This is a genomic window from Nocardioides scoriae (assembly GCF_900104965.1).
Lineage (GTDB): Bacteria > Actinomycetota > Actinomycetes > Propionibacteriales > Nocardioidaceae > Marmoricola > Marmoricola scoriae.
The window spans coordinates 973,514-995,791 of the sequence record NZ_LT629757.1 but is presented as its reverse complement, the minus strand read 5'-3'; the positions used below and the strand labels follow the sequence as shown (position 1 = coordinate 995,791).

At 76.0% G+C, this 22,278-nt stretch carries 19 protein-coding genes and 1 riboswitch; of the genes, 7 read left to right on the top strand and 12 right to left on the bottom strand.

Going from position 1 to position 22,278, the window contains the following annotated elements; genetic code table 11:
• The first annotated feature begins 77 nt into the window (after positions 1-77).
• A riboswitch (glycine riboswitch) is annotated at positions 78-181 on the top strand.
• 85 nt (positions 182-266) lie between these two features.
• The 3 genes from gcvP to BLU55_RS20000 are packed head-to-tail and all read left to right on the top strand — an operon-like array spanning position 267 to position 4,911.
• Positions 267-3,131 carry an aminomethyl-transferring glycine dehydrogenase gene (gene gcvP / locus BLU55_RS04800; protein WP_091726696.1) on the top strand — a complete coding sequence of 955 codons (2,865 nt, stop codon included), beginning with the start codon at positions 267-269 and terminating at the stop codon, positions 3,129-3,131.
• A complete protein-coding gene (locus BLU55_RS04795) occupies positions 3,128-4,456 on the top strand; it encodes a serine hydrolase domain-containing protein (protein WP_231917048.1) in 1,329 nt (442 codons plus the stop codon). Before gcvP ends, BLU55_RS04795 begins: the two co-directional genes overlap by 4 nt.
• Complete coding sequence (locus tag BLU55_RS20000; RefSeq protein ID WP_091726694.1) at positions 4,453-4,911, top strand: DUF3817 domain-containing protein; 459 nt, start codon at positions 4,453-4,455, stop codon at positions 4,909-4,911. The genes BLU55_RS04795 and BLU55_RS20000 overlap by 4 nt, the downstream gene beginning before the upstream one ends.
• A 16-nt stretch (positions 4,912-4,927) precedes the next feature.
• Here the strand turns inward: BLU55_RS20000 and BLU55_RS04785 are convergent, their stop codons facing one another.
• From BLU55_RS04785 to BLU55_RS04765, 5 genes are read right to left on the bottom strand one after another with little or no spacing between them, the layout of a single operon-like run.
• The gene (locus BLU55_RS04785) at positions 4,928-6,304 is read right to left on the bottom strand and encodes a metallopeptidase TldD-related protein (protein WP_172833866.1); all 1,377 of its coding nucleotides are present in this window, start codon (positions 6,302-6,304) and stop codon (positions 4,928-4,930) included.
• The gene (locus BLU55_RS04780; protein ID WP_091726691.1) at positions 6,304-7,827 is read right to left on the bottom strand and encodes a TldD/PmbA family protein; all 1,524 of its coding nucleotides are present in this window, start codon (positions 7,825-7,827) and stop codon (positions 6,304-6,306) included. The genes BLU55_RS04785 and BLU55_RS04780 overlap by 1 nt, the downstream gene beginning before the upstream one ends.
• A 60-nt stretch (positions 7,828-7,887) precedes the next feature.
• Complete coding sequence (locus BLU55_RS04775) at positions 7,888-10,884, bottom strand: AAA family ATPase (RefSeq protein WP_172833865.1); 2,997 nt, start codon at positions 10,882-10,884, stop codon at positions 7,888-7,890.
• Between the two features lie 7 nt (positions 10,885-10,891).
• Complete coding sequence (locus tag BLU55_RS04770) at positions 10,892-12,082, bottom strand: exonuclease SbcCD subunit D (RefSeq protein WP_091726686.1); 1,191 nt, start codon at positions 12,080-12,082, stop codon at positions 10,892-10,894.
• 60 nt (positions 12,083-12,142) lie between these two features.
• The gene (locus BLU55_RS04765) at positions 12,143-12,979 is read right to left on the bottom strand and encodes a formate dehydrogenase accessory sulfurtransferase FdhD (RefSeq protein ID WP_231917047.1); all 837 of its coding nucleotides are present in this window, start codon (positions 12,977-12,979) and stop codon (positions 12,143-12,145) included.
• A 122-nt stretch (positions 12,980-13,101) separates the two neighbouring features.
• On the opposite strand from BLU55_RS04765, the gene BLU55_RS04760 reads away from it, so the two are divergent.
• Positions 13,102-13,926, top strand: a complete 825-nt coding sequence (locus tag BLU55_RS04760; protein ID WP_157682733.1) for a hypothetical protein — start codon at positions 13,102-13,104, stop codon at positions 13,924-13,926.
• Between the two features lie 46 nt (positions 13,927-13,972).
• On the opposite strand, the gene BLU55_RS04755 is transcribed toward BLU55_RS04760, so the two are convergent.
• The gene (locus BLU55_RS04755) at positions 13,973-14,986 is read right to left on the bottom strand and encodes an aldo/keto reductase family protein (protein WP_091726680.1); all 1,014 of its coding nucleotides are present in this window, start codon (positions 14,984-14,986) and stop codon (positions 13,973-13,975) included.
• A gap of 30 nt (positions 14,987-15,016) precedes the next feature.
• Entirely contained in the window at positions 15,017-15,733 is a 717-nt protein-coding gene (locus BLU55_RS04750; protein WP_091726677.1) for a peptidylprolyl isomerase, read from the bottom strand.
• A 72-nt stretch (positions 15,734-15,805) separates the two neighbouring features.
• Here BLU55_RS04750 and BLU55_RS04745 point away from each other — a divergent pair, with 72 nt between their 5' ends.
• Positions 15,806-16,354, top strand: a complete 549-nt coding sequence (locus tag BLU55_RS04745; RefSeq protein ID WP_157682732.1) for a GNAT family N-acetyltransferase — start codon at positions 15,806-15,808, stop codon at positions 16,352-16,354.
• Between the two features lie 22 nt (positions 16,355-16,376).
• On the opposite strand, the gene BLU55_RS04740 is transcribed toward BLU55_RS04745, so the two are convergent.
• From BLU55_RS04740 to BLU55_RS04725, 4 genes are all read right to left on the bottom strand, one after another.
• Positions 16,377-17,168 (bottom strand): SAM-dependent methyltransferase, encoded by a 792-nt coding sequence (locus BLU55_RS04740; protein WP_091726671.1) that lies wholly within the window; start codon positions 17,166-17,168, stop codon positions 16,377-16,379.
• Positions 17,165-18,025 (bottom strand): SDR family oxidoreductase, encoded by an 861-nt coding sequence (locus BLU55_RS04735; protein WP_091726668.1) that lies wholly within the window; start codon positions 18,023-18,025, stop codon positions 17,165-17,167. Before BLU55_RS04735 ends, BLU55_RS04740 begins: the two co-directional genes overlap by 4 nt.
• A 163-nt stretch (positions 18,026-18,188) precedes the next feature.
• Positions 18,189-19,691 carry a HAMP domain-containing sensor histidine kinase gene (locus BLU55_RS04730; RefSeq protein ID WP_091726666.1) on the bottom strand — a complete coding sequence of 501 codons (1,503 nt, stop codon included), beginning with the start codon at positions 19,689-19,691 and terminating at the stop codon, positions 18,189-18,191.
• Positions 19,688-20,419: a response regulator transcription factor gene (locus BLU55_RS04725; RefSeq protein WP_091726663.1), complete on the bottom strand. Its 732-nt coding sequence runs from the start codon at positions 20,417-20,419 to the stop codon at positions 19,688-19,690. Before BLU55_RS04725 ends, BLU55_RS04730 begins: the two co-directional genes overlap by 4 nt.
• 142 nt (positions 20,420-20,561) lie before the next feature.
• On the opposite strand from BLU55_RS04725, the gene BLU55_RS04720 reads away from it, so the two are divergent.
• Positions 20,562-20,840, top strand: coding sequence for a hypothetical protein (locus tag BLU55_RS04720; protein ID WP_091726660.1), 279 nt, complete (start codon positions 20,562-20,564; stop codon positions 20,838-20,840).
• Between the two features lie 71 nt (positions 20,841-20,911).
• The gene (locus BLU55_RS04715) at positions 20,912-21,814 is read left to right on the top strand and encodes a hypothetical protein (protein WP_091726658.1); all 903 of its coding nucleotides are present in this window, start codon (positions 20,912-20,914) and stop codon (positions 21,812-21,814) included.
• A 95-nt stretch (positions 21,815-21,909) separates the two neighbouring features.
• On the opposite strand, the gene BLU55_RS04710 is transcribed toward BLU55_RS04715, so the two are convergent.
• On the bottom strand, positions 21,910-22,275 hold the full coding sequence (locus tag BLU55_RS04710) for a hypothetical protein (RefSeq protein WP_091726655.1): 366 nt from the start codon (positions 22,273-22,275) through the stop codon (positions 21,910-21,912).
• Between the last annotated feature and the right edge of the window lie 3 nt (positions 22,276-22,278).

Genomic DNA, 22,278 nt, shown 5'->3' with positions numbered 1-22,278 from the left:
CCTCACCCACGGGCCCCGCCGACGCGTCCAGCGTCGCGGGGCCCGTCGGCGTACCTGCTAAAATCGGTCCTGCTGACAAACTCCGTGCGGGAGAGCTCCCGGCTGGTGCGTGCACCGACCGGGACGCCGAAGGGGCATTTCCTCCCACCAACCTCTCAGGCCACAGGACCGCACGGGCTGGCACTCAGGAGGGACCACCAGGTCCTGGCTGAGGGGAGGCGCACTCACCGACCGACCACGTTGAGCCGCCTCACACCAGGAGTGACATGTCAGACGCGCCCTCCACCCTCGCGGGCCTCATCCGCCCGCGTCCCTTCGCCGAGCGCCACATCGGGCCGGACGACGACCAGGTGACCCTGATGCTCAAGGCCCTCGGCCTGAGCAGCCTCGAGGCGCTGATGGACGACGCGGTGCCCTCGCGGATCCGCGCCGGCGCCCTCGACCTGCCGCCGGCCGCCTCCGAGGCCGCCACCGCCCGGGAGCTGCGCGAGATCGCCGCGGAGAACAACCCGCTGGTGCCGATGATCGGGCTGGGCTACCACGGCACGGTGACCCCGCCCGTCGTGCGCCGCAACGTGCTCGAGGACCCGGCCTGGTACACCGCCTACACGCCGTACCAGCCCGAGATCAGCCAGGGCCGGCTCGAGGCCCTCCTCAACTTCCAGACCATGGTCGCGGACCTGACGGGCCTGCCGACCTCCAACGCCTCGCTGCTCGACGAGGGCACCGCGGCCGCCGAGGCGATGACGCTCGTGCGCCGGGCCAACCGCAAGGCGAGCGGCCCCTTCGTGGTCGACGCCGACGCGCTGCCCCAGACGATCGCGGTGGTGCGCACCCGCGCCGAGGCGATGGGCGTCGAGGTGGTCGTCGCCGACCTGACCGACGGCCTGCCCGCCGACCTCGAGACCGTCTCCGGGACGCTCGTGCAGTACCCCGGTGCCTCCGGGCGGGTCCTGGACCCGCGCCCCGTGGTCGAGCAGACCCACGAGCGCGGCGGCCTCGCCGTGGTCGCCGCCGACCTGCTGGCCCTGACGCTGCTGGAGTCGCCCGGCGAGCTCGGCGCCGACGTCGCCGTCGGGTCCTCGCAGCGCTTCGGCGTCCCGCTGTTCTACGGCGGCCCCCACGCCGGCTTCATGGCCGTCGGCCAGGGCCTGGAGCGGCACCTGCCCGGTCGGCTCGTCGGCGTCTCGGTCGACGCCCACGGCCGCCCGGCGTACCGCCTGGCGCTGCAGACCCGCGAGCAGCACATCCGCCGCGACCGCGCGACCTCCAACATCTGCACCGCGCAGGTGCTGCTGGCCGTCGTCGCCTCGATGTACGCCGTGCACCACGGCCCCGACGGCCTCACCGCGATCGCCCGGGCCACCCACGCCCAGGCCGTCGCCCTGGCGGAGCGGCTGCGCGACGGCGGCGTCGAGGTCGTGCACGACGCCTTCTTCGACACCGTCCTGGCCCGCGTGCCCGGTCGCGCCGGCGAGGTCGTCGCCGCGGCCCGCGAGGCGGGCGTGCACGTGCGCCACGTCGACGCGGACCACGTCGGCCTCTCGACCTCCGAGGTGAGCGACTGCGACGTGCTCGACCGCGTGCTGGGCGCCTTCGGCGTCGCGGGCGGCACCGCCGACCTCGCCCCCGCCGAGGCGCTCCCGGCCGAGCTGCGCCGCGAGACGCCGTTCCTGACCCACGAGGTCTTCAACACCCACCGCTCCGAGACCGCGATGCTGCGCTACCTGCGCCGGCTCTCGGCCCGCGACTATGCGCTCGACCGCGGCATGATCCCGCTGGGCTCGTGCACCATGAAGCTCAACGCCACCACCGAGATGGAGCCGGTCAGCCTGCCCGGCTTCGCCGACCTGCACCCGTTCGCGCCGGCCGAGGACGCCCGCGGCTACCACCGCCTCATCGGCCAGCTCGAGTCCTGGCTGGCCGTCGTCACGGGGTACGACGAGGTCTCGATCCAGCCCAACGCCGGGTCGCAGGGCGAGCTGGCCGGCCTGCTGGCGATCCGCGGCTACCACCGGGCCAACGGCGACGACCAGCGCACGGTGTGCCTGATCCCGTCGTCGGCCCACGGCACCAACGCCGCCTCGGCCGTGATGGCCGGCATGAAGGTGGTCGTGGTGAAGTCCTCCGAGGACGGCTCGGTCGACATGGACGACCTGCGGGCGCAGTGCGAGACCCACCGCGACGACCTCGCCGCGATCATGGTCACCTACCCCTCCACCCACGGGGCCTACGAGGACACCATCTCCGAGCTGTGCGAGGTGGTGCACGAGGCCGGCGGCCAGGTCTACGTCGACGGGGCCAACCTCAACGCGCTGCTCGGCTACGCCAAGCCCGGCGAGTTCGGCGGGGACGTCTCGCACCTCAACCTGCACAAGACGTTCTGCATCCCGCACGGCGGCGGTGGCCCCGGCGTCGGTCCGGTCGGCGTGCGCGCCCACCTGGCGCCGTACCTGCCCAGCCACCCGGACCACCCGGTCGAGGCCCGTCGCGAGGGCATCGGCCCGATCAGCGCGGCGCCGTACGGCTCGGCGGGGATCCTGCCGATCTCGTGGGCCTACGTGCGGATGATGGGCGCCGAGGGCCTCACCCAGGCCACGGCGGTCGCGGTGCTCGCGGCCAACTACGTCGCCTCGCGGCTCGAGGACCACTTCCCGGTGCTCTACCGCGGCCACCAGGACCACGTCGCCCACGAGTGCATCCTCGACCTGAGGCCGCTGGCCAAGGCGAGCGGCGTGACGGTCGACGACGTCGCCAAGCGGCTGGTCGACCACGGCTTCCACGCGCCGACGATGAGCTTCCCCGTCGCCGGCACCCTCATGGTCGAGCCGACCGAGAGCGAGGACCTCGACGAGCTGGACCGCTTCTGCGAGGCCATGATCGCCATCCGCGCCGAGATCGCCCGGGTCGAGGCGGGGGAGTGGAGCCCCGAGGAGTCCCCGCTGCGGGGCGCCCCGCACACCGCGGCCTCGCTGCTCGAGGGCGGCGAGCGGGCCTACCCGGCCGCGCTCGCGGCGTACCCGGCCGGTCCGGACCCGGACAAGTACTGGCCCCCGGTCGGCCGCATCGACCAGGCCTACGGCGACCGCAACCTGCAGTGCTCGTGCCCGCCGCTAGAGGCCTTCGAGTGACCCAGCCGGGTCCGGCCCCACGGGCCGAGCACCTGCAGGCCGTCACCGACCGCTACCAGGCCGAGCGCCGGCTGCCCTCGCTGGTGACGGGGCTGCTCGACCCCGGGCTGCCCTCGGGGCTCGGGTGGACCGGAGCCGCCGGGTCCCCGGCGACGTCCGACACCCAGTTCCGCATCGGCTCGATCACCAAGACCCTCACGGCCGTGCTGGTGCTCCAGTGCCGCGACGAGGGGCTGCTCTCGCTCGACGACCCGCTGGGCCGCTTCGTCCCCGAGGCCGGGAGGTACGCCGCCGCCACCGTCCGCGGTCTGCTGTCCCACACCGCGGGGATGCAGAGCGAGCCGGCCGGGCCGTGGTGGGAGCGCTCGCCCGGCGGCACGGTCGCGCAGCTGCTCGCGGCCAACGACGGCTCCGGGGCGGTCTTCGAGCCCGGGACGCACCACCACTACTCCAACCTGGGCTACGGCCTGCTCGGCGAGGTCGTCGCCCGGGTGCGGGGCGCGTCCTGGCGCACGCTCGTGTCCACGCGGGTGCTGGAGCCGCTCGGCCTGCGGCGCACGTCGTACGCCGCCGAGGCGCCGGCCGCGACCGGCTGGTCGGTCCACCACCTGGCCGGCACCCTCGTGCCCGAGCCCGCCCACGACACCGGTGCCATGGCCCCGGCCGGCCAGCTGTGGAGCACCGTCGAGGACCTCGCCCGGTTCGGCGGCTTCCTGCTCGACGGTCACCCGGACGTGCTGGACGCCCCCACGCTGCGCGAGATGCGCCAGCCGGTGGCCCCGGCGACGGAGTACGGCCTCGGCGTCCGCGTCGCGCCGTACGCCGCCGGGCTGCTGGTGGGCCACACCGGCTCGATGCCGGGCTTCCAGTCGGCCCTGCTCGTCGACCCGGTCCGCCGCACCGGCGTGGTCGCGCTGACCAACGCCACCACCGGCTTCTCGGGCACCGAGCTGGCCGGCGCGCTGCTCGGTCCGCGCACGCCCGGCCGCCTCGACCCGTGGGTGCCGGCCCGGCAGGTGCCCGCGTGGGCACTGGAGCTGCTCGGCACCTGGCACTGGGGCAGCTCGGCCTACGAGGTGCGCTGGCACGCCGACCGGCTGGAGTGGCGCGACCTCGCCCGGGGCCTGGCGATCGCCGAGCAGTTCACCCGGGCGCCCGACGGCCGGATCGTCGGCGAGGCCGGCTACCACCACGGCGAGACCCTGCACGTGGTGCGCCGCGAGGACGGCTCGGTGCTCCGGCTCGAGTGCGCGACCTTCGTCTACACCCGCGAGCCCTACCGCGACGACGCCGACCACTCGCCGACCGAGGAGACCGCCCGATGACCCCCCGCCGCCTGTTCCGCGCCCTCGCCCTTACCGAGGTGGTGACCTGGACGCTGCTGCTGCTCGGCATGGTGCTCGAGCACGGCACGGGGACCACCGACCTCCTGGTCCGCGTCGGCGGCGGGCTGCACGGCTTCGCCTTCCTGGCGTACGCCGCGACGGTGGTCCTGCTCGCCGTCGACGCCCGCTGGTCGGCGGGCCGCACCCTGCTCGGGCTGGTCTCCGCTGTGGTGCCCTACGCGACCGTGCCGTTCGAGCGGTCGACCGAGCGGGCCGGCCTGCTGCCGGAGCACTGGCGCCTGGCGGGGGAGCCGACGGCCTCGGGGCCCGTCGAGCGGCTCGTCGCCGGTGGCCTGCGGCGTCCCGTCCTCGCCGGGGTCGTCGTGCTGGCGATGCTGGCCGTGGTGTTCACCGGCCTGCTCGCGGCCGGTCCGCCGACCCGGTGGGGCAGCTGAGGCGGACCGCCGCGGCTCACAGCGCCTGGGACACCGAGCTCATGTTGAAGTCCGGCACCCGCAGCGCAGGCGTGGCGGTGCGGGAGAAGAAGTCCTCGCCCCACTCGCGCGAGAAGCTCGGGACCGTCTCGCCGGCGTGGCTGAACCGCTTGAGCAGGTCGACCGGGCTCTCGTTGTAGCGGAAGTTGTTGACCGCCCCGACGATCTCCCCGCCCTCGACCTTGTAGACGCCGTCGCGGGTCAGCCCGGTCAGCAGCATGGTCTGGGGGTCGACCTCGCGGATGTACCACAGGCAGGTCAGCAGCAGGCCGTCGTCGAGGCCCGCGGCGAGGTCGAGGTCGGTGCCCCGGCCGCCGTCGACCGACAGCACCACGTTGTCGATGGCCGTCGTCGTCGGCTGCCCGGTGAGACGGGCGGTGTGGCGGGTCTGCTGCAGCGCCGCCAGCCGGCCGTCCTCGATCCACGAGGTGCGACCGAGCGGGAGGCCGTTGTCGTAGACGCTGCTGCGGTCCGAGGACCCCGCGGCCAGCACGAAGGGCGCGGCCTCGAGCGCGGGGTAGGCGGGGTCGGAGAAGAGCTGGACGCCGGGGGCGACCACGGGCTCGCCGATCCGGGTGCCGCCGCCGGGGCGGGAGAACACGCTCTGCCCGTCGGCGGCCGTGCGGGCGCCGAGGCTCCAGTAGGCATCGACCATCAGGTCGGCGACCGCGGTCGGGGGCAGCACGGTGTCGTAGCGACCCGCGGGCAGGTCGAGGCGACGGGCGCCCCAGCCGATGCGGGTGGCCAGGTCGGAGGCCATCCGGGTCGCGGACACGTCGGCGAAGTCGCGGGTGGCGCCGCCGACCCAGGCGCTGGTGGTCAGCCCGGTGTCCTTGCCGGTGCAGCCGTAGTGGCCGGTGGGCTGCACGTGGCGGCGGCGCAGCCCGGTCGAGGACCCCAGGTAGGTGGTGGTCACCTCGTGGAACACGAAGCCGTAGAGGATGCGCGACTCGGCCTCGGCGCGGGTGAACTCCTCGCCGAGCTCGCCCGCGAAGCGGTCGAAGACCTCGATCGAGGTCTCGGCCGGGGCGTCGTCCCAGTCGGCGACGGCGTCACCGGCGACCAGGTCGGCCCGGTCCTCGGCGGCCTCGGCCAGGGCGGCGGCGCGGTCGGCCGCCTCGACGAGGGCCGTCACCTGCTCCGGGGTGGCGGCACTGCCGCTGACCGAGGCGTTGCCGGCGCCGGCGAAGGCGATCACCGTGACCTCGGTCGAGCGCATCACGCCGTTGGTGGTGAGCGTGTTGTTGGCCCACCGCAGGTTGGCGGAGGTCGAGTCCTCGACCAGCACGACGCAGGCGTCGCTGGTGCTGGCCTCCAGGGCGTGCTCGACGAGCTGCTGGGGTCGGACGGTCATCAGGCCGTGCCCTCCTCGGAGGTGTTGAGGACGTTGACGTCGCGGAACAGGGCGGACGGCGTGCCGTGGCTCACCGGCGCCACCTGGCCCGGCTGGGCCTTGCCGCAGTTGAAGGCGCCGCCCAGGACGTAGGTCTGGGGGCCGCCGACGGCCTCCATCGAGCGCCAGAAGTCGGTGGTGGTCGCCTGGTAGGCGACGTCGCGCAGCTGGCCCTTCAGCTCGCCGTCCTCGATCCGGTAGAACCGCTGGCCGGTGAACTGGAAGTTGTAGCGCTGCATGTCGATCGACCACGACTTGTGGCCCACGACGTGGATGCCGCGCTCGACGCGGCTGATCAGCCCGGCCGTGTCGGGCCCGTCGGGGTCGGGCTGCAGCGACACGTTGGCCATCCGCTGGATCGGGATGTGGCCGGGCGAGTCGGCGAAGGCACAGCCGTTGGAGCGGCCGCCGTTGAGCTCCGCGCCGTAGGTGTGGGCCATCGAGCGGTCGAGCTGGTAGCCCACCAGGGTCCCGTCGCGGACGATGTCCCACGCCTGGGTCCGGACGCCCTCGTCGTCGTAGCCGACGGTGGCCAGGCCACCCGGCGCGGTGCGGTCGCCCACGACGTGCATCGCCGGCGAGCCGTAGTGGAGCGTGCCGAGCTGGTCGAGCGTGGCGAACGACGTGCCGGCGTAGTTGGCCTCGTAGCCCAGGGCCCGGTCGAGCTCGGTGGCGTGGCCGACCGACTCGTGGATCGTCAGCATCAGGTTGTTGGGGTCGATGACCAGGTCGTAGCGCCCCGGCTCGACGCTGGGCGCCGCGAGCTTGGCACGCAGCAGGTCGGGCAGCTCGGCCCGCTCGGCGTCGAAGTCGAAGGAGCCGTCGGAGAACACCTCCCAGCCGCGCCCGAACGGCGGGCAGAGGGTCGCCATCGAGTCGAAGGCGCCCGTGGCCGGGTCGGTGGCGTGGGCCTCGAGCATCGGCTCCAGGCGCACCCGCTGCTGGGTGATCGAGGACCCGGCGAGGTCGGCGTAGAACTTGTTCTCCTGGACCTGCTGGAGGCTGCCGCTCGCGTGGTCGACGCCGCCGGGGCCGGTGAGCTCGCGGGTCCAGCCCGAGAGCAGCGCGACCTTCTCGGCGAGCGGGACCTCGAGCGGGTTCACGACGTACGGCGAGACCCAGGTGACGTCGCGGTGCACCGGCTCGGGTGCGAGCTCGACCGGCGTGCTGGTCATCTTGGCGGCGACGCGGGCCACGGTGATGGCGGTCTCGGCGACGCGCACGGCCTCGGAGTCGCTCAGCTCGACGCCGGAGGCGAAGCCCCAGGCGCCGTCGAGCAGCACCCGGACGGCGAACCCGAGGTCCTCGGCGTCCTGGGCGCCCTCGAGCTGGCCGTCGCGCACCGACAGGTGCTGGTAGCGGTTGCGCTCGAGCCGGAAGTCGGCGTGCGTGACGCCGAAGTCCCGGGCCCGTCCGAGCGCGACGTCGGCGAGCCGCTGCAGGGGGAGCGCGAGGAAGGTGGGATCCACGGAGGCGCCAGGCATGTGCTCGACCCTAGTGGGCCTGCTCCACGGGGAGGCCGACCGGGAGGGCGCGCCCCCGGCTCATCCGCTCGCCAGCACGGCCGCGACCGTCGAGCCGCGGCGGTCCTTGTGGACCTCCAGCTGCGAGGTCACCCGGCTGCGCAGCTCGGTGACGTGGCTGACCAGGCCGACCACCCGGCCCCCGTCGCGCAGCGAGTCGAGGGTGTCCATGACGCCGTCGAGCGTCGCGGCGTCGAGCGCGCCGAAGCCCTCGTCGATGAACAGCGTGTCGAGGGTGGTGCCGCCCGCCTCGTGGCTGACGGTGTCGGCCAGCCCCAGCGCCAGGGCCAGGGACACCACGAAGGTCTCCCCGCCGGAGAGGGTGGCCGGGTCGCGGCGGGTGCCGCTCCACTCGTCGCGCACGCGCAGGCTCAGCCCGCCGCGCTGCTCGCCCGCCCCCTTCTCGTCGACCTGCTCGAGGGTGAAGCGCTCGTCGGTCATCGCCGCCAGCCGCTCGTTGGCCGCCGCCACCACCTGGCGCAGCCGCTCGGACAGGACGTAGGCCGAGAGCCGCATCCGCAGCCGGTTGTCGCTCGAGGTGCCCTCGACCAGCGACCCGAGCCGGGCGGCCTCGAGGTGGCGGTGGCGCACGGGTGCCCAGGCAGCCAGGGCCGCGTCGAGCTCGTCGGCCAGCGCCCGGACCCGGGTGGCCCGGGCCGTGGCGTGGCGGTGAGCGCCCAGGGCGTGGTCGCGGGCCGTCTCGGAGCGCCGCAGGTCGTGCTCCAGCGTCTCCAGGTCGGCCGGTGGCTGCTCCTCCGCCGCGAGCACGTCGGGCTCGGCCAGCACCCGCAGCGCGTCGGCCCGGTCCACCCGGCGGCCCTCCAGCAGCGTCTCGAGGGCCGTGGCCTCGGCGTGCGGCAGCACGGCCGCCACGGCGTCCTCCAGCGCCGGGTGGCCCGACGTCCCCAGCGCGTGGTGGGCGGCGCCGAGCGCCGCCGCGAGCTCGACGTCGGCGCGACGGCCGACCTCGAGCGCGGCGAGCACGCCGGCGAGCACACGCTCGGTCTCCTGGAGCCGGGCGACCAGGGCCGACACCGTGGGCGCGGCGTGCGGCTCCAGCAGGGCGGCCAGCTCCCGGGCGAGCGTGTCGGCGCCGTCCCGCGTCGTGGCGGCCTCGCGACCGCGCTCGGCCGCCGTCGCGGTCAGCGCGGCGAGCTCGGTGCGGGCCCGCGCGGCGCGGTCGCGACCCCGGCCCAGCTCCAGCTCCACCTCGGCGAGCAGGCGGACCGCCTCGGCGGAGCGCTGCAGCCGGCGGCCGGCCGTGGCCACCCGCTGCTGCCACTCGGTCACCGCCAGGTCCTCGGCGCGGGCCCGGGCCGAGGCCAGCTGGGCCTCGAGGACGCGGACCTGCTCGGCGACGGCCTGGCGCTCGAAGTCGGCGTCCTCCACCTGCTGCCGGGCGGCGTCCTCCTCGGCGCGGCCCACCCGGCCGGCGGCGACCGCGGGGGCGGGGTGCTCGGCGCTGCCGCACACCGGGCACGAGCACCCGGCAGCCAGGCCCGTGGCCAGCTCGGCCGCCATGCCGGAGATGCGCTGCTCGCGCAGGTCGAGGTAGACCTCGCGGAGGTCCTGGACCTGCTGCACGCCCGCGGTCAGGCGCGCGCGGGCGGTCACGAGGGTGCCGGCGACCTCCTCGGCGTCGCGGGCGGCGGCCAGTCCGCTGCGTGCCGACTGCTCGGCGGCCAGGTCACCGCCGTGCTCGGCAGCACCGGTCCGGGCGCTCTCGACCCGGGCGGCCAGGGTGGAGGCGGCGACGTCGGTGGCCGCGGCCTGCTCCTCGGCCAGCTCCACGCGTCGGCCCAGTCGCGCCGCCTCGGCGTCGAGCTCGTCCGCGCGCTGTCGGGCCGCCTCCAGCTCCCGCTCGCGCGGCAGCCACGCCCGCGCGGTGGCGCGCTCGTCGGCCGCGGCCGCGGCCAGCGCGTGGAGCTCGTCGGGGTCGGGGGGCACCCGGGCGTCGCGCAGCTCGGTCGCCAGGGCGGTGGCCGCCTGCTCCGCGGCGAGGCGGGCGGCCTCGACGCGACGGGCGTGCGGCACCAGCGGGACGGCGCGCACGTGGGCGTCGAGACGACGGGCGGCCTCGGTGGCCGCGGTCGTGGTGCGGTCGAGCTCGGCGAGGACCGTCCGGGCTCGCGCGCCCCGCTGGCGGGCACGGTGGCGCTCGCGCTCGGCCACGGCCAGGTCGCGGGTCAGCCGCAGGGTCTCGGTCACCCCGGCCAGGCTGGTGGTGCGCCGCTCGAGCTCGGTCGCCGCGTCGTCGACCAGGCGCGCGGTCCACGCGGCGAGGTCGCCGTCGTCGACGAGCGCACCCAGGCCGTCGAGGTCGTCGGGCTGCCAGGCGTCGGGGACCGGCGTCGCGCCGGCCTCCTGGAGCCGGCTGAGCAGCTCCCGGCACCGGTCGTGGCCCCGCAGCGAGTCGCGGCGCAGCGCGGTGCGGCGCTCGGCGAGCCAGCGCTCGACGTCCTCGTAGCGGCGGGTGCGGAACAGCCGCTGCAGGACCTGGTGGCGCTCGGCGGAGGAGGCGCGCAGGAACGACTGGAAGCGACCCTGGGGCAGCATCGCCACCTGCGTGAACTGAGTGACCGTCATGCCCAGCAGCTCGCCGACGAGGTGCCCGGCCTCGTCGAGACGGGTCGTCAGCGGCTCCCAGGCGCCGTCGCGGTGCTCCTCGACGAGCACGCCGGCCTGGATCCGTCGGGTGCCCTCGCCGCGGCGCTTGGGCCGGTCCCACGCGGGGCTGCGGGTGAAGCGGAAGCTGCGGCTGCCCACGCTCGCCCGGAGCACCACCCGCGGCTCGGCGTCGGCGGGGGCGTGGTCGCTGCGCAGCTGGCGGGCGGCGTGTCGCTCGCCGGGCACCTCGCCGTAGAGCCCGAAGCACACCGCGTCCAGGACGCTGGTCTTGCCGGCCCCCGTCGCGCCGGTCAGCAGGAACAGGCCACCGGCGGCGAGGGCGTCGAAGTCGACCGCGACCGTGTCGACGAAGGGACCGAACGCGGTCACCTCCAGGTGGTGGAGCCTCACCGGGCGCTCACCGGCCGGCGTCCGGGGCGGCGCCGGCAGCAGCACCGACGCGCTCGAGGTCGAGCTCGCGGTCCTCGGAGCAGCACGCCAGCGCCTCGGCGAGCAGGGCCGACTCGGCGTCGGTGGCAGCCCGGCCGCGGACGTGCTCGACGAAGTCGAGGGTGACGTCGTGGGCGGAGCGGCCGGCGACGAGGTGGCGTCGCGTCGAGGGCGCGCCACCCACCGGGGCGAAGCGCAGCGCCAGGGCGTGGGGGAAGCGCCGGCGGAGCCGCTCCATCGCCTGGTCGGGGCGGGAGGCGTCGGTCAGCGTCGCCTGCACCCAGGCCGTCTCGTGGCGGGCCAGGGCCGGGTCGGCGAGGAGCTGCTCCAGCTCGCCCTCGAGGACGGCGAGCCGACGGGTCACGGGCGCCTCGACGAACTGGGCCTGCGTCGTGCCGCGGGGTCCGAGGTCGACCAGCCAGCTGCCCTTGACGTGGTGGGCCTCGGAGAAGGAGTAGGCGACCGGGGACCCGCAGTAGCGCACCGTGGGCGTGAGCGTGGCCCGGCCGTGCAGGTGGCCCAGGGCGGTGTAGTCGAAGGGCTCGAAGAGCTCGGTCGGCACGGCCGAGACGCCGCCGACGGCGATGTCGCGCTCGCTGTCGCTGGGCTGGCCGCCGGTCACGAACGCGTGGGCCAGCACCACCGAGCGGGTGCCGGCCGGGCGGGTCGCGAGGTCGGCGCGGACCAGGCCGACGGCGTGGGCCAGGGCGGTGTGGTGGGACCGGGTGGGCAGGTCCCACGCCACCCGGGCGACGTCGGGGTCGAGGTAGGGCAGCCCGTGGACGGCGACCTGGCCGTGGGCGTCCTCGAGCAGCACCGGCTCGCCCACCCGGGACAGCTCGGTGCGCAGGTGGACCCCGGCGAGGTCGACCAGGCGGGCGTTGAAGCCCAGCCGGCGGGCCGAGTCGTGGTTGCCGCTGGTCACCACCACCCGGGCCCGGGTGGCGGCCAGCCGGTGGAACGCCTCGTCGGCCAGCGCGACGGCGTCGACCGGGGGCAGGGCGCGGTCGTAGACGTCACCGGCCACGAGCACCGCGTCGACCTGCTCGCGGGTCACCGTCTCCACGAGGTGGTCGACGAACGCGGCCTGCGCCCCGAGGAGGTCCTCCCCGTGGAAGGACCGGCCCAGGTGCCAGTCGGAGGTGTGCAGCAGCCGCATGCCGGACACGCTAGGAGGCGGCACCGACAGTCCCCGGCACCCACGCCGCGGGGGCCGGGCTCAGTCGCGCAGGCGCTCGGCCCCGGCGTACGCCACGAAGCGGCCGCCGCGGTCGAAGCCCACCATCACCACGCCGGCCTCGCGCGCCAGCGAGACCGCCAGCGAGGTCGGTGCGCCGACGGCGACGAGCGCGCCCAGCCCGGACACGACGGCCTTCTGCACCAGCTCGAAGCCGATGCGGCCGCTGAGCACCAGCACGGGCGGCATCCGCTGCGCCGTGAGGATCCGCGACCCGACGACCTTGTCGACGGCGTTGTGGCGCCCGACGTCCTCGCGGACCACGACGCGGGTGCCGTCGGCCTCGAACAGACCGGCGGCGTGGACCCCGCCCGTGCGGCCGAAGCCGGGCTGCTGCTCGCGCAGCCGGTCGGGCAGCGCCAGCACCGTCGCGACCGACAGGGTCACCGGGTCGGTCGCCTCGGCGCGGGCGAGCACGTCCTGGACGGTGTCGGTGCCGCAGACGCCGCACGCCGAGCTGACCAGGCGGGCCGCGGGCAGGGTCAGCGGCGGACCGGCGAGGTCGACCGTGACGACGTTGAACTCCTCCAGCTCGCCGAGGGTCTCGTCGGTGCAGTAGCGCACCGCACGGACGTCGCGGGGCGTGGTGATGCCCTCGTGGACCATCCACCCGGCGGCCAGCTCGAAGTCGTGACCGGGGGTCCGCATCGTCACCGCCACCCGCTCCGCGGGTCGGCCCGGCCACCCCACGCGCAGCTCGAGCGGCTCCTCGGTGATGACGCGGTCCTCGCGCTCGAGCCGGGCGCCGTCGCGGAACTCGGTCACGCGGTCGCGCACCGTGGGGCCGGGACGGCGGCGGCGCTCTCCGATGGTGCTCACCCCACGACTGTAGGCCGACCGGTCCACCCCGCAGCACGCTCGGGGGTCCGCGGCGACGTGCCCCGGTGGGCCTACGGTGAGCCCATGCGGAACCAGTCGCCCGCCGGTCGCGTCCGATGACCATGGACACCCCACCGGTCCGCCGTCGCCCCCGCCCGACCACCGCCGCCGCGGTCGCCGCCGCGCTGGCCCTGCTCGTCGCCGGTTGCGGCTCGCAGGAGCCCTCGCCGACGGGCTCGTCCAGCGGGTCGCAGGGCTCGTCCCCGGGCTCGTCCCCGGGCTCCTCCGCGTCGGGGGACGCCGCTGCCGGCGCAGGGACCGCGACGGTGGGGGACTGCGACGCCGGCAGCGCCGCCGTCCGCGGGGCCCGCACCCTGGCGCGGGTCGACCTGTCCGGCGACGGCACCCCGGTGCCGGTCAGGGTGACCGGGTCCTCGGGCCGCTGCCCCGACCGGGTCTTCGTGCCGGTCGGCGACGGGTTCGCGGTCGCCCCGGCCACGCCGGGGGAGCCGCCGGTCGACGCAGCGCAGGCCGTGGTGGTGCCGGGGGTCGACGGGGCCCTGCTGGCCACCCGCCAGTCGCACCCGCGGGGCGGTCTCCAGCTGCGGCTGTACGCCGAGGAGGACGGCCGGCTCGTCGAGCTCGTGCGCGACGGCGGGGGCGCGACGGACCAGCCGCTGCTGCCCTTCGTGGCCCTCGACGCGCCGACGGGCGGCGTCTCGGCCCGCTGCGCCGACGGGGCGATCGTGGTCACCGAGGCGGTCGCCCATGAGCCGGCCGGCGTCGTGATGGCCTACGACGTGCGGCGCACGACGTACGCCGTGCGCGACGGGGAGGCGGTGGCCGGCCCGACCGAGAAGACGGCCGACAACGTGCTGCCCGCCCAGCTGGGGCGGCGGTTCCCCGACCTGCTCGGCCCGGACGTGCTCGAGGGCTGCCGCGGCTGACCCTCGCGGGTCGGCGTACGACAGCCCTCGGACTGGTCGGGACGGGTCAGGCGACGCGCTGCTTCGGCGCGCCCTCGGCCGTCTTGCCGGGGTCGGTCACGGGCAGGTCGCCCAGCACGTCGTCGATCTTGGCCATCAGCTCGGCGGGGATCGTGACCCCGGCGGCCTTGACGTTCTCGCTGACCTGCTCGGGGCGCGACGCACCCACCAGCGCGGCGGCCACGTTGTCGTTCTGCAGCACCCAGGCCACGGCGAGCTGGGCCATGCTCAGCCCGACCTCGTCGGCCACCGGCTGCAGGTCCTGCACCCGGGCGAGGGTGTCGTCGTTCATGAAGCGGCTGATCATCTTGGCGCCGCCACCCTTCTCGTCGGTGGCGCGCGAGCCGGCGGGCAGCTCCTGGCCGGGCTTGTACTTGCCGGTCAGCACGCCCTGCGCGATCGGGGACCACACGATCTGGGAGACGCCGAGCTCGCGGGAGGTGGGGACGACCTCCTCCTCGATGACGCGCCAGAGCATGGAGTACTGCGGCTGGCTCGAGATCAGCTGGAACCCGAGCTCCTTCGAGAGCGCGACGCCCTGGCGGATCTGGTCGGCGGTCCACTCGCTGACGCCGATGTAGAGCGCCTTGCCCTGGCGCACGACGTCGGCGAACGCCTGCATCGTCTCCTCGAGCGGGGTCTCGGTGTCGAAGCGGTGCGCCTGGTAGAGGTCGACGTAGTCGGTCTGCAGCCGCTGCAGCGAGCCGTTGATCGACTCCATGACGTGCTTGCGCGACAGGCCGGTGTCGTTCTTGCCGCCGGGGCCGGTGGGCCAGTAGACCTTGGTGAAGATCTCCAGCGACTCGCGCCGCTCGCCCTTGAGGGCCTCGCCGAGCACGGTCTCCGCCTTGGTGTTGGCGTAGACGTCGGCGGTGTCGAACGTGCTGATGCCCTCGTCGAGCGCGGCGCGGACGCACTGCGTCGCGACGTCGTTCTCGACCTGGGAGCCGTGGGTGAGCCAGTTGCCGTAGGTGATCTCGGAGATCTTGAGACCCGAGTTGCCGAGGTAGCGGAATTCCATGTCCTCGACCCTACGACCGCGCCGATGGCCTCACTTCACGGACTCGATGGTCACCTTCTCCTCGGGAGCGATGCCGTCGGGGCCGTTGCCCTGCGCGGCGACCTCCTTGACGACCGCCACGCCGGCGGCGCTCATCCGGCCGAAGACGGTGTACGACGCGGGCAGCGGGCTGTCGGCGTACACCAGGAAGAACTGCGAGCCGTTGGTGTCCGGGCCGGCGTTGGCCATCGCGAGGGTGCCCGCGGGGTAGGTGCAGACCTCGTTGCCGGTGCTCTGGTCGACCTGGCCCAGGCACGGCTGCAGCCGGGGGTCGTCCTGCTGCAGCTCGTCGGCGAAGGAGTAGCCCGGACCGCCGGTGCCGGTGGCCGAGGGGTCGCCGCACTGGAGCACGTTGAGGCGCCCCGAGGTCAGCCGGTGGCAGGTGGTGCCGTCGAAGTAGCCCTGCCGGGCCAGGGAGAGGAACGAGTTGACGGTGCAGGGCGCCTTCTCGGCGTCGAGGCTGACCTTGACGTCGCCGCGGTCGGTGGCGATCGTCACCGCCGCGGGCTCGTCGGCGGGCGGGTCCGCCGGCGGCCGGTCGACCTTCTTGGTCTCCACCGGCGACTGGGCAACCGGGTAGGAGCACTGCCCGGAGCCGGCCGTGCTCGGCGTCGTGGTGGCGTCGTCGCTGCTGCCGCACCCGCTGAGGGCGGCGACCGCCACGAGGGAGGCGGACAGGGCGACCAGGAGGCGTCGTGGGGAAGTCATCGCCGCGGATCGTAGCCAGCCCACCTGAGAGCCGACCCCGGGGCCCGCAGCCGCTCCGGCAGGATGCGGGGCATGAGCGGTCACGAGCCGGCGCCGGCACCACACGTGCGCGGAGCGGCGGTGGCCGACGCCGCGGCGATCGGGGAGGTGCACGCCGAGGCGTGGCGCGCGGCGTACGCCGGGGTGTTCGGGGCCGGGGCGCTGGCGCTCGCCGTGGCGCAGCGACGCGGCACGGGCCGGACCCTGACCGCGCAGCTGGTCGCCGACCACGAGCCCCGGCTGCGCGACGGGTCGACCTTGCTGGTGGTCGTGGCGGACGACCGGGTCGTCGGCTTCACCCACGGCGGCCCGGGACCCGCCGGCGCGCCCGCACCCGAGGTGCACGCCTGCTACGTCCACCCGCGGTGGTGGGGCACCGGGGCGGCGCAGGTGCTGTGGGAGGCGACCCTGGCCGCGCTGCCGACGCCCGCCGGGACGTCACCGGTGCTGTGGACCCTGGAGGGGGCCGCGCGCGCCCGCGCCTTCTACGAGCGCCGGGGCTGGACGGCGACCGGTCGCCGGCGCGAGCACGACTTCGGCACCGGCCGGGCCGTGGCCCTGGTGGAGTACCGCGGCCCGTAGCCCCGCCCGCGCGGGACCGTCGTCAGACCGCGAGCAGCTGGAGGTGGGCGTACCCGAGCACGCCCCGGTAGCCCTGGAGGTACGCCGCCCGCTGGTCCGCCGCCCGGGCCGCGACCGCGCCGGCCTCCGGGTGCGCGGCGCCGTGCCGGTCCAGCCAGCGCGCCACCCCGGCGCCGAAGCCGGACTCGAAGGCGTCCCACTCCTCGAGGCTCGACTCGCCGAAGGCCACGACGGCGAAGCCGTGCCCGACCGCCAGCTCGACGAGCTCGTGGAGCGTGACGAACTCGTCGTCGCGACCCGACAGCGGCGCGACGGCGGCAGGGGTGGGCGGGCGCGACCAGATCGCGTCGGCGTAGAGCACCCGGGCGCCTCGACGCACGTGCGCCCGCACCGCGGCGAGCGCGGCGCCGTAGTCGAGCGGGCGACCCTCCTCGACCGGCGGGCCCCAGACCTGGCTCGACCCGGAGACGACCAGGGCGTCGACCACCGGCGGGAGCCGGTCGCGGACCTCGCCGGACGCGTCGCCGGTGACGAAGCGGGCCCGCCCGCCCAGGCCGCGGGCCGCGGCACGGCGACCGGCCTCCTGGACGCGCAGCGGCTCGACGTCCACGCCGACGGCCCTGGCGGAGGGGGCCCGCTCCAGGACGCGCAGGAGCAGCTCGCCCCACCCGCACCCGACGTCGAGCACGGTGCCGGGTCCCAGGCCCTCGGCCAGCCACGCGGCCTGGGCGTCGGCGCGCTGCTCCGAGAGCGGGCTGAGGAAGGTCAGGTCCTCCCACAGCGCCGGCAGCGGCGCGGCTGCGCGGGTGCTCACGAGGTCGCCCGCTCGGGCCGGCTGCTCTGTCCGAAGCGGCGCGAGACCACCCGCTCGACGGTGGCCCGGGGCAGCAGCCGCCGCAGGGCGAAGGCCGCGGGCGCGTTGCTGCCGACGGCGTACAGCGGCGCGGGCTCGGCTGCCGAGACGGCCTCGACGACCGTCCGGGCGACCCGCTCGGCGCTGGTGCCGTGGCGCTCGGCCCGGTCGAGCCGCTGCAGCATCCGGGCGAAGCGCTCGGCGTGCGGCGAGCCGTCGTCGACGTACGTCGTGCGGCGCTGGCTGATGCCGGTGCTGATCGACCCCGGCTCGACGGTGGTGAGCCACACGCCGTGGGGTGCCATCTCCAGGCGGGCGGCCGTGGCGAAGCCCTTGAGGGCGGCCTTGGAGGCGACGTAGGACGAGCGGTAGGCGAGCGGGAAGCTCGCCAGCATCGAGCCCACCATCACCACGCGGCCGCCGCCGCGCTCGCGCATCGCTGGCAGCAGCAGCTGGGTGAGCCGGACGGGGCCCAGCACGTTGACGCGGAACAGCCGCTCCAGGGCGCCGAGGGGGAGCTCCTCCAGGGGACCGCTCTGCGACTCGCCGGCGTTGTTCACCAGCACGTCGACGTGGTGGCCCTCGGCACGCAGGGCGGCGCAGAACCCGGGCAGCGAGCCCAGGTCGTCGAGGTCGAGCGCGCGGTAGGACACGCCCTCGACGCGGTCGGCCTCGGGGATGCGGGCGGGGTCGCGGCTGGTGCCGATGACGGCGTACCCCTCCTCGAGGAGCGCACGGGCGGTCGCGAGCCCGATGCCCGACGAGGCGCCGGTGACCAGGGCGGTGCGGGGGACGGAGCCGGGCTGGGGAGAACTCATGACCGCACGTTAGGCCGCGGCCCTACGATCGCCCCACGCGTGGCCGTCACGCCGACCCCTCGGGGTCACCACAGCGAGGAATGCCCATGGGAAAGATCCTGCTCATCATCGTCGTCGTCCTGGTCGTGCTGTTCCTGGTGCGGACCCTGCTGGCCCGCAAGGGCTAGCCCCGAGCGGGTCCGGCGCCGTCGGGCGTCGGACCCGACCCCGGCCCCGCGAGCGGCAGCGTCAGCACGAAGCGGGCGCCGCCGAGCTCGGAGTCCTCGCAGCGCAGGTCGCCGCCGTGGGCCCGCGCCAGGCCACGCGCGATCGCCAGGCCGAGTCCGGATCCGGCCGGTCCTCCCGAGGACCGCGTCGTGTCGAGCCGGACCATCCGGTCGAAGACGTGCTCGCGCTCCGCGACCGGGACGCCGGGCCCGTCGTCGTCCACCCGCACCTCGGCGTCACCGGAGCCGTGGGCGCCGGTCGTGCCCGTGCTCACCACCACGGTCCGGGCACCCGCCTGCGCCGCGTTGCGGACCAGGTTGGCCAGCACCTGCAGCACCCGGTCGCGGTCGACCGCGACCACGACGGGCGCCCCGGCGGCGCGCAGGTCCGCCCCGGGGCTGGTGAGCTGCTGGGCGTCGACGACCTCGCGGGCCAGCCCGAGCAGGTCGGCCGGGGAGCGCTGCAGCGGCAGGCCGCCGTCGATGCGCGACATCAGCAGCATGTCGTCGACCATCCGGCCCGCGCGGCGCGACTCCCGCACGAGCGTCAGGAGCACCTGCTCGCGCTCGTCGCGCGGCGGGTCGTCGCGCAGCACCCGCTCGGCCGCGGCCTGGACGCCGGTCAGGGGCGTGCGCAGGTCGTGGGCGGCGTCGGAGAGGAAGCGGCGCACCCGCTCCTCGGAGACGACCGCACGGTCCTCGGCGCCGGTGATCTCGTCGAGCATCTCGTCGAAGGCGGTGGCCGTCCGGCCGAGCTCCGAGGCCGGGGTGTCGGGGGACAGGCGTCGCTGGCGGTCGCCGCGCCCGATCTCGCGGGCCGCGGCGGTGATGCGCCCGAGCGGGCGCAGCGCGCGGTCGACCACGAGCGGCACCACCGCGCCGGCCAGCAGCAGGACCAGGGCCGCGGCCAGGGCCAGCGCGAGCCGCAGCTGGTCGAGGGTCGCTGCGATGTCCGAGGTCGAGGCGAGCAGCCGCACCGAGGTGTCGTCGCCGAGGTCGCGGTCGAGCGAGAGGAGCTCGCCCGACTGGTCGACCTCCTCGGGCGTGGAGGCGCGGTCGGCCGCCCCCGCGGGTCCGGCGGGGGTGGGGGGACCGCCCGCGGGTCCCTCGCCGGGGCCGGGCGCCGGGGGCTCGGAGGCCGCACCGGGCGTGCCGGCGGTGGCCCCGCCGCCGAGCTGGCCCTCGGCGTAGACCTCGTCGCCCACGGTCACGACGGCCGAGACGCCGTCGCCCTCCAGGCGACGGGCCAGGTCGCGCGGCTCCACCTGGTCGACGAGCGCGGCCGCCACGGTCGCCCGGTCGGCGAGCCGCTGGCGCAGCTGGGCGTCGAGCCGGTTGGCCAGCACGGTGTCGGTCACCACGGACACGGCCAGCAGCATCGCGGCGAGCAGCACCAGGACCACCAGCGTGACCCGCCGGCGCAGCGACGGCGTGTGCAGGCCGGTGCGGGACGCGCTCACGACGGGGGACGGGGGGCGCGCAGCACGTAGCCGAGGCCCCGCTCGGTGTGGATCAGCCGCGGGCCGTGAGCCTCCAGCTTGCGGCGCACGGCCGAGACGTGGACCTGGACGAGGTTGTCGGCGTACTGCTCGTAGCCCCAGACCTGGGTGAGGATCTGGGCCGACGACATCACGCGGTCGCGGTTGGTCGCCAGGTAGGACAGCAGCCGCAGCTCGGTGGCGGTCAGCGCGATCCGCGTGCCTGCCCGCTCCACCAGCGCGGCGCCCTCGTCGATGACCAGGTCGTCCACGACCACAGTGCTGGAGACCGCCCCGGTGCGCCGCAGCACGGCGCGGATCCGCGCGACCAGCTCCTCGGTGACGAACGGCTTGGCGACGTAGTCGTCGACCCCCACGTCGAAGCCCCGCAGCCGGTCGGCCACGCCCTCGCGCGCCGTCAGCATCACCACCCCCGCGGCCGTGGTGCGACGCACCACGCGGACCAGCTCGGGGCCGTCGCGGCCCGGGAGCATCCAGTCGAGCACCACCAGGTCGGGGCGGAAGGAGTGCAGCTCGGCCTCGAGGTCGAGGCCGTCGGCCAGGGCCCGGACCTCGAGGCCGGCGGCGGACAGGGAGCCGCGCAGGCTCTCCCGGATCGTGAGGTCGTCCTCCACCAGCAGGACTCGCGCGCGAGAGCCCGGGGAGGGCCGACCCGCGGGTCGGGAGAGGTCGCCGGAGGTGCTGGTCACGGGCTCAGTCTGCCGCGCCGAGGCTGAAGACCACCTCAAGAACGAGCGGGAGGGCGCCGTTCTTGAGGTCGTCTTCAGGTGGCCCCGGCAGCGTCCTCCTCGTGCCCCGGCAGACCGCCGGGACCGACCCCAGGAGGACCCGATGAACGATCTGCTCGACCGGCCGCTGGTCGACCTCGTCGCCGTGGTGCTGGTGCTCGCGGCCGTGGCCGGTGCGCTGGCCCGGGGACGCGGCGTGCTCGCAAGTCTCGTCGCCGGTCTCACCACCACGCTCGGGCTGTGGCTGGTGGCGGCCGCGGTCGTCGCCGTCGCCCCACCGGGCGTGGCCGACGTCGTGCGCGACAGCCGGCTGCTCGACCTGGTGCCGTCGCCCCGGGGCGCGGTCGAGGCCGTCGGCCGGATGCTCGCGTCCCGTTCCTGACCGGCCCCACCCGAACCGACCCACCCGAACCCACCCACCCGGACCCATCCGCACCACCCGAGGAGAACCTGATGTCGCAGAACCCGATCGACCAGCTCCGTGCCCTCCGCGCGCGCCGCCGTGCCCAGCAGCACCAGGAGGCGCAGCGGGCGGCGTACGCCGCGCACGACGACACCCAGCCGATCCCGGCCTACCGCGAGTCCGTCGCCGCCTCGCCGATCGGGGCCGACGCGGCTCCCCGGCGACGCGCTCCCCGGCGGGCGCCGCTCGCCGCGCTGGCCGTCGCGGGGGTGGCCGCCGTGGGCGTCGCCTACGCCGTGCCCGCCATCGCGGGCGGCACCGCCGCCACCACGCCCACGGCCTCGACCAGCGCCCTCTCGGACGCCGCCGTCACTGCGGGCGGCTCCGGCTCCGCTGCCGGCGGCACGGGGAGCTCCGGCACCTCGGACGGGTCCACGGGGTCGGGGGCGGACGCGGACCAGGACGGGTCCGCCGCCCGGGACTGCGCCGTGCCGGCACCGCCCGCCGGGGCCCCGAAGCCGCCCACGGGCGACGACGCCCCGAAGCCCCCGACCGGCGGCGACGCCCCCAAGCCGCCCAGCGGCGAGAAGCCCACGCCGCCCACGGGCGAGGACGCCCCGAAGCCCCCGACCGGCGGCGACGCCCCCAAGCCGCCCAGCGGCGAGAAGCCCACGCCGCCCACGGGCGAGGACGCCCCGAAGCCGCCCACCCCGCCGGCCGCCGGCGAGGGCACCCCGAAGCCCCCGGCCCCGCCGGCCCCCGGCTGCGGTCCGGCGGCCGACGGCTCGGCGCCCACCGCCCCGACGGCCCCGGCCGCCCCCGGCTCCTCCGACTCCGGCGCACCCACCCCGCCCGCCCCGCCCACCCCGGGCAAGGGCCCGGGCGCGGGCACGGGTCCCGCCAAGCCCCCGGCCGACGCGCCCGCCGCGGGCACGCCCACGCCGCAGGCCTGAGGACGCGACGAGGCCCCGGTGCCGCCCCGCTAGGGGTGGCACCGGGGCCTCGGGTGTCGAGCGCCCGGCTGCGGGCGCGTGTGCCCGGACCGTGGCTAGGAGCGCAGCGCCCGCCGGTCGGCGACCAGCGCCAGCGTGTTGAGGGCGGCCCACCCGAGCGTCACGCCCAGCACCTTGCCGCGCACCTTCGAGTCCTGGGTGCCGGTGGCGAGGATGGTGGCGTCCGCGACGTCGCCGACGATCCGCAGCACCATGGCGGCGGTGACGACCGAGGGGTTGGAGGAGGCCAGGGCCAGGCCCGAGATGGACAGGTCGCGGCCGGCGTAGGTGTAGGCCATCCGGTCGTACGCCGGGGCCTGCACCGCCGGCGCCTCGATGCCGTCGGCCAGGTGGCGGGGCTTGACGAGCGCGAAGGCGCCGTAGGCCGCGGTCAGGGAGGACAGGAGCTTGGAGTAGCGCATGGC

Bases quoted from the DNA above. Each gene is read 5' to 3' on its own strand.
- BLU55_RS04750 (WP_091726677.1), bottom strand. From the start codon at position 15,733: ATGACTTCCCCACGACGCCTCCTGGTCGCCCTGTCCGCCTCCCTCGTG.
- BLU55_RS04760 (WP_157682733.1), top strand. From the start codon at position 13,102: ATGGACACCCCACCGGTCCGCCGTCGCCCCCGCCCGACCACCGCCGCC.
- BLU55_RS04770 (WP_091726686.1), bottom strand. From the start codon at position 12,082: ATGCGGCTGCTGCACACCTCCGACTGGCACCTGGGCCGGTCCTTCCAC.
- BLU55_RS04785 (WP_172833866.1), bottom strand. From the start codon at position 6,304: ATGACCGTCCGACCCCAGCAGCTCGTCGAGCACGCCCTGGAGGCCAGC.
- BLU55_RS04745 (WP_157682732.1), top strand. From the start codon at position 15,806: ATGAGCGGTCACGAGCCGGCGCCGGCACCACACGTGCGCGGAGCGGCG.
- BLU55_RS04780 (WP_091726691.1), bottom strand. From the start codon at position 7,827: ATGCCTGGCGCCTCCGTGGATCCCACCTTCCTCGCGCTCCCCCTGCAG.
- BLU55_RS04755 (WP_091726680.1), bottom strand. From the start codon at position 14,986: ATGGAATTCCGCTACCTCGGCAACTCGGGTCTCAAGATCTCCGAGATC.
- BLU55_RS20000 (WP_091726694.1), top strand. From the start codon at position 4,453: ATGACCCCCCGCCGCCTGTTCCGCGCCCTCGCCCTTACCGAGGTGGTG.
- BLU55_RS04720 (WP_091726660.1), top strand. From the start codon at position 20,562: ATGAACGATCTGCTCGACCGGCCGCTGGTCGACCTCGTCGCCGTGGTG.
- BLU55_RS04735 (WP_091726668.1), bottom strand. From the start codon at position 18,025: ATGAGTTCTCCCCAGCCCGGCTCCGTCCCCCGCACCGCCCTGGTCACC.
- BLU55_RS04715 (WP_091726658.1), top strand. From the start codon at position 20,912: ATGTCGCAGAACCCGATCGACCAGCTCCGTGCCCTCCGCGCGCGCCGC.
- BLU55_RS04710 (WP_091726655.1), bottom strand. From the start codon at position 22,275: ATGCGCTACTCCAAGCTCCTGTCCTCCCTGACCGCGGCCTACGGCGCC.
- gcvP (WP_091726696.1), top strand. From the start codon at position 267: ATGTCAGACGCGCCCTCCACCCTCGCGGGCCTCATCCGCCCGCGTCCC.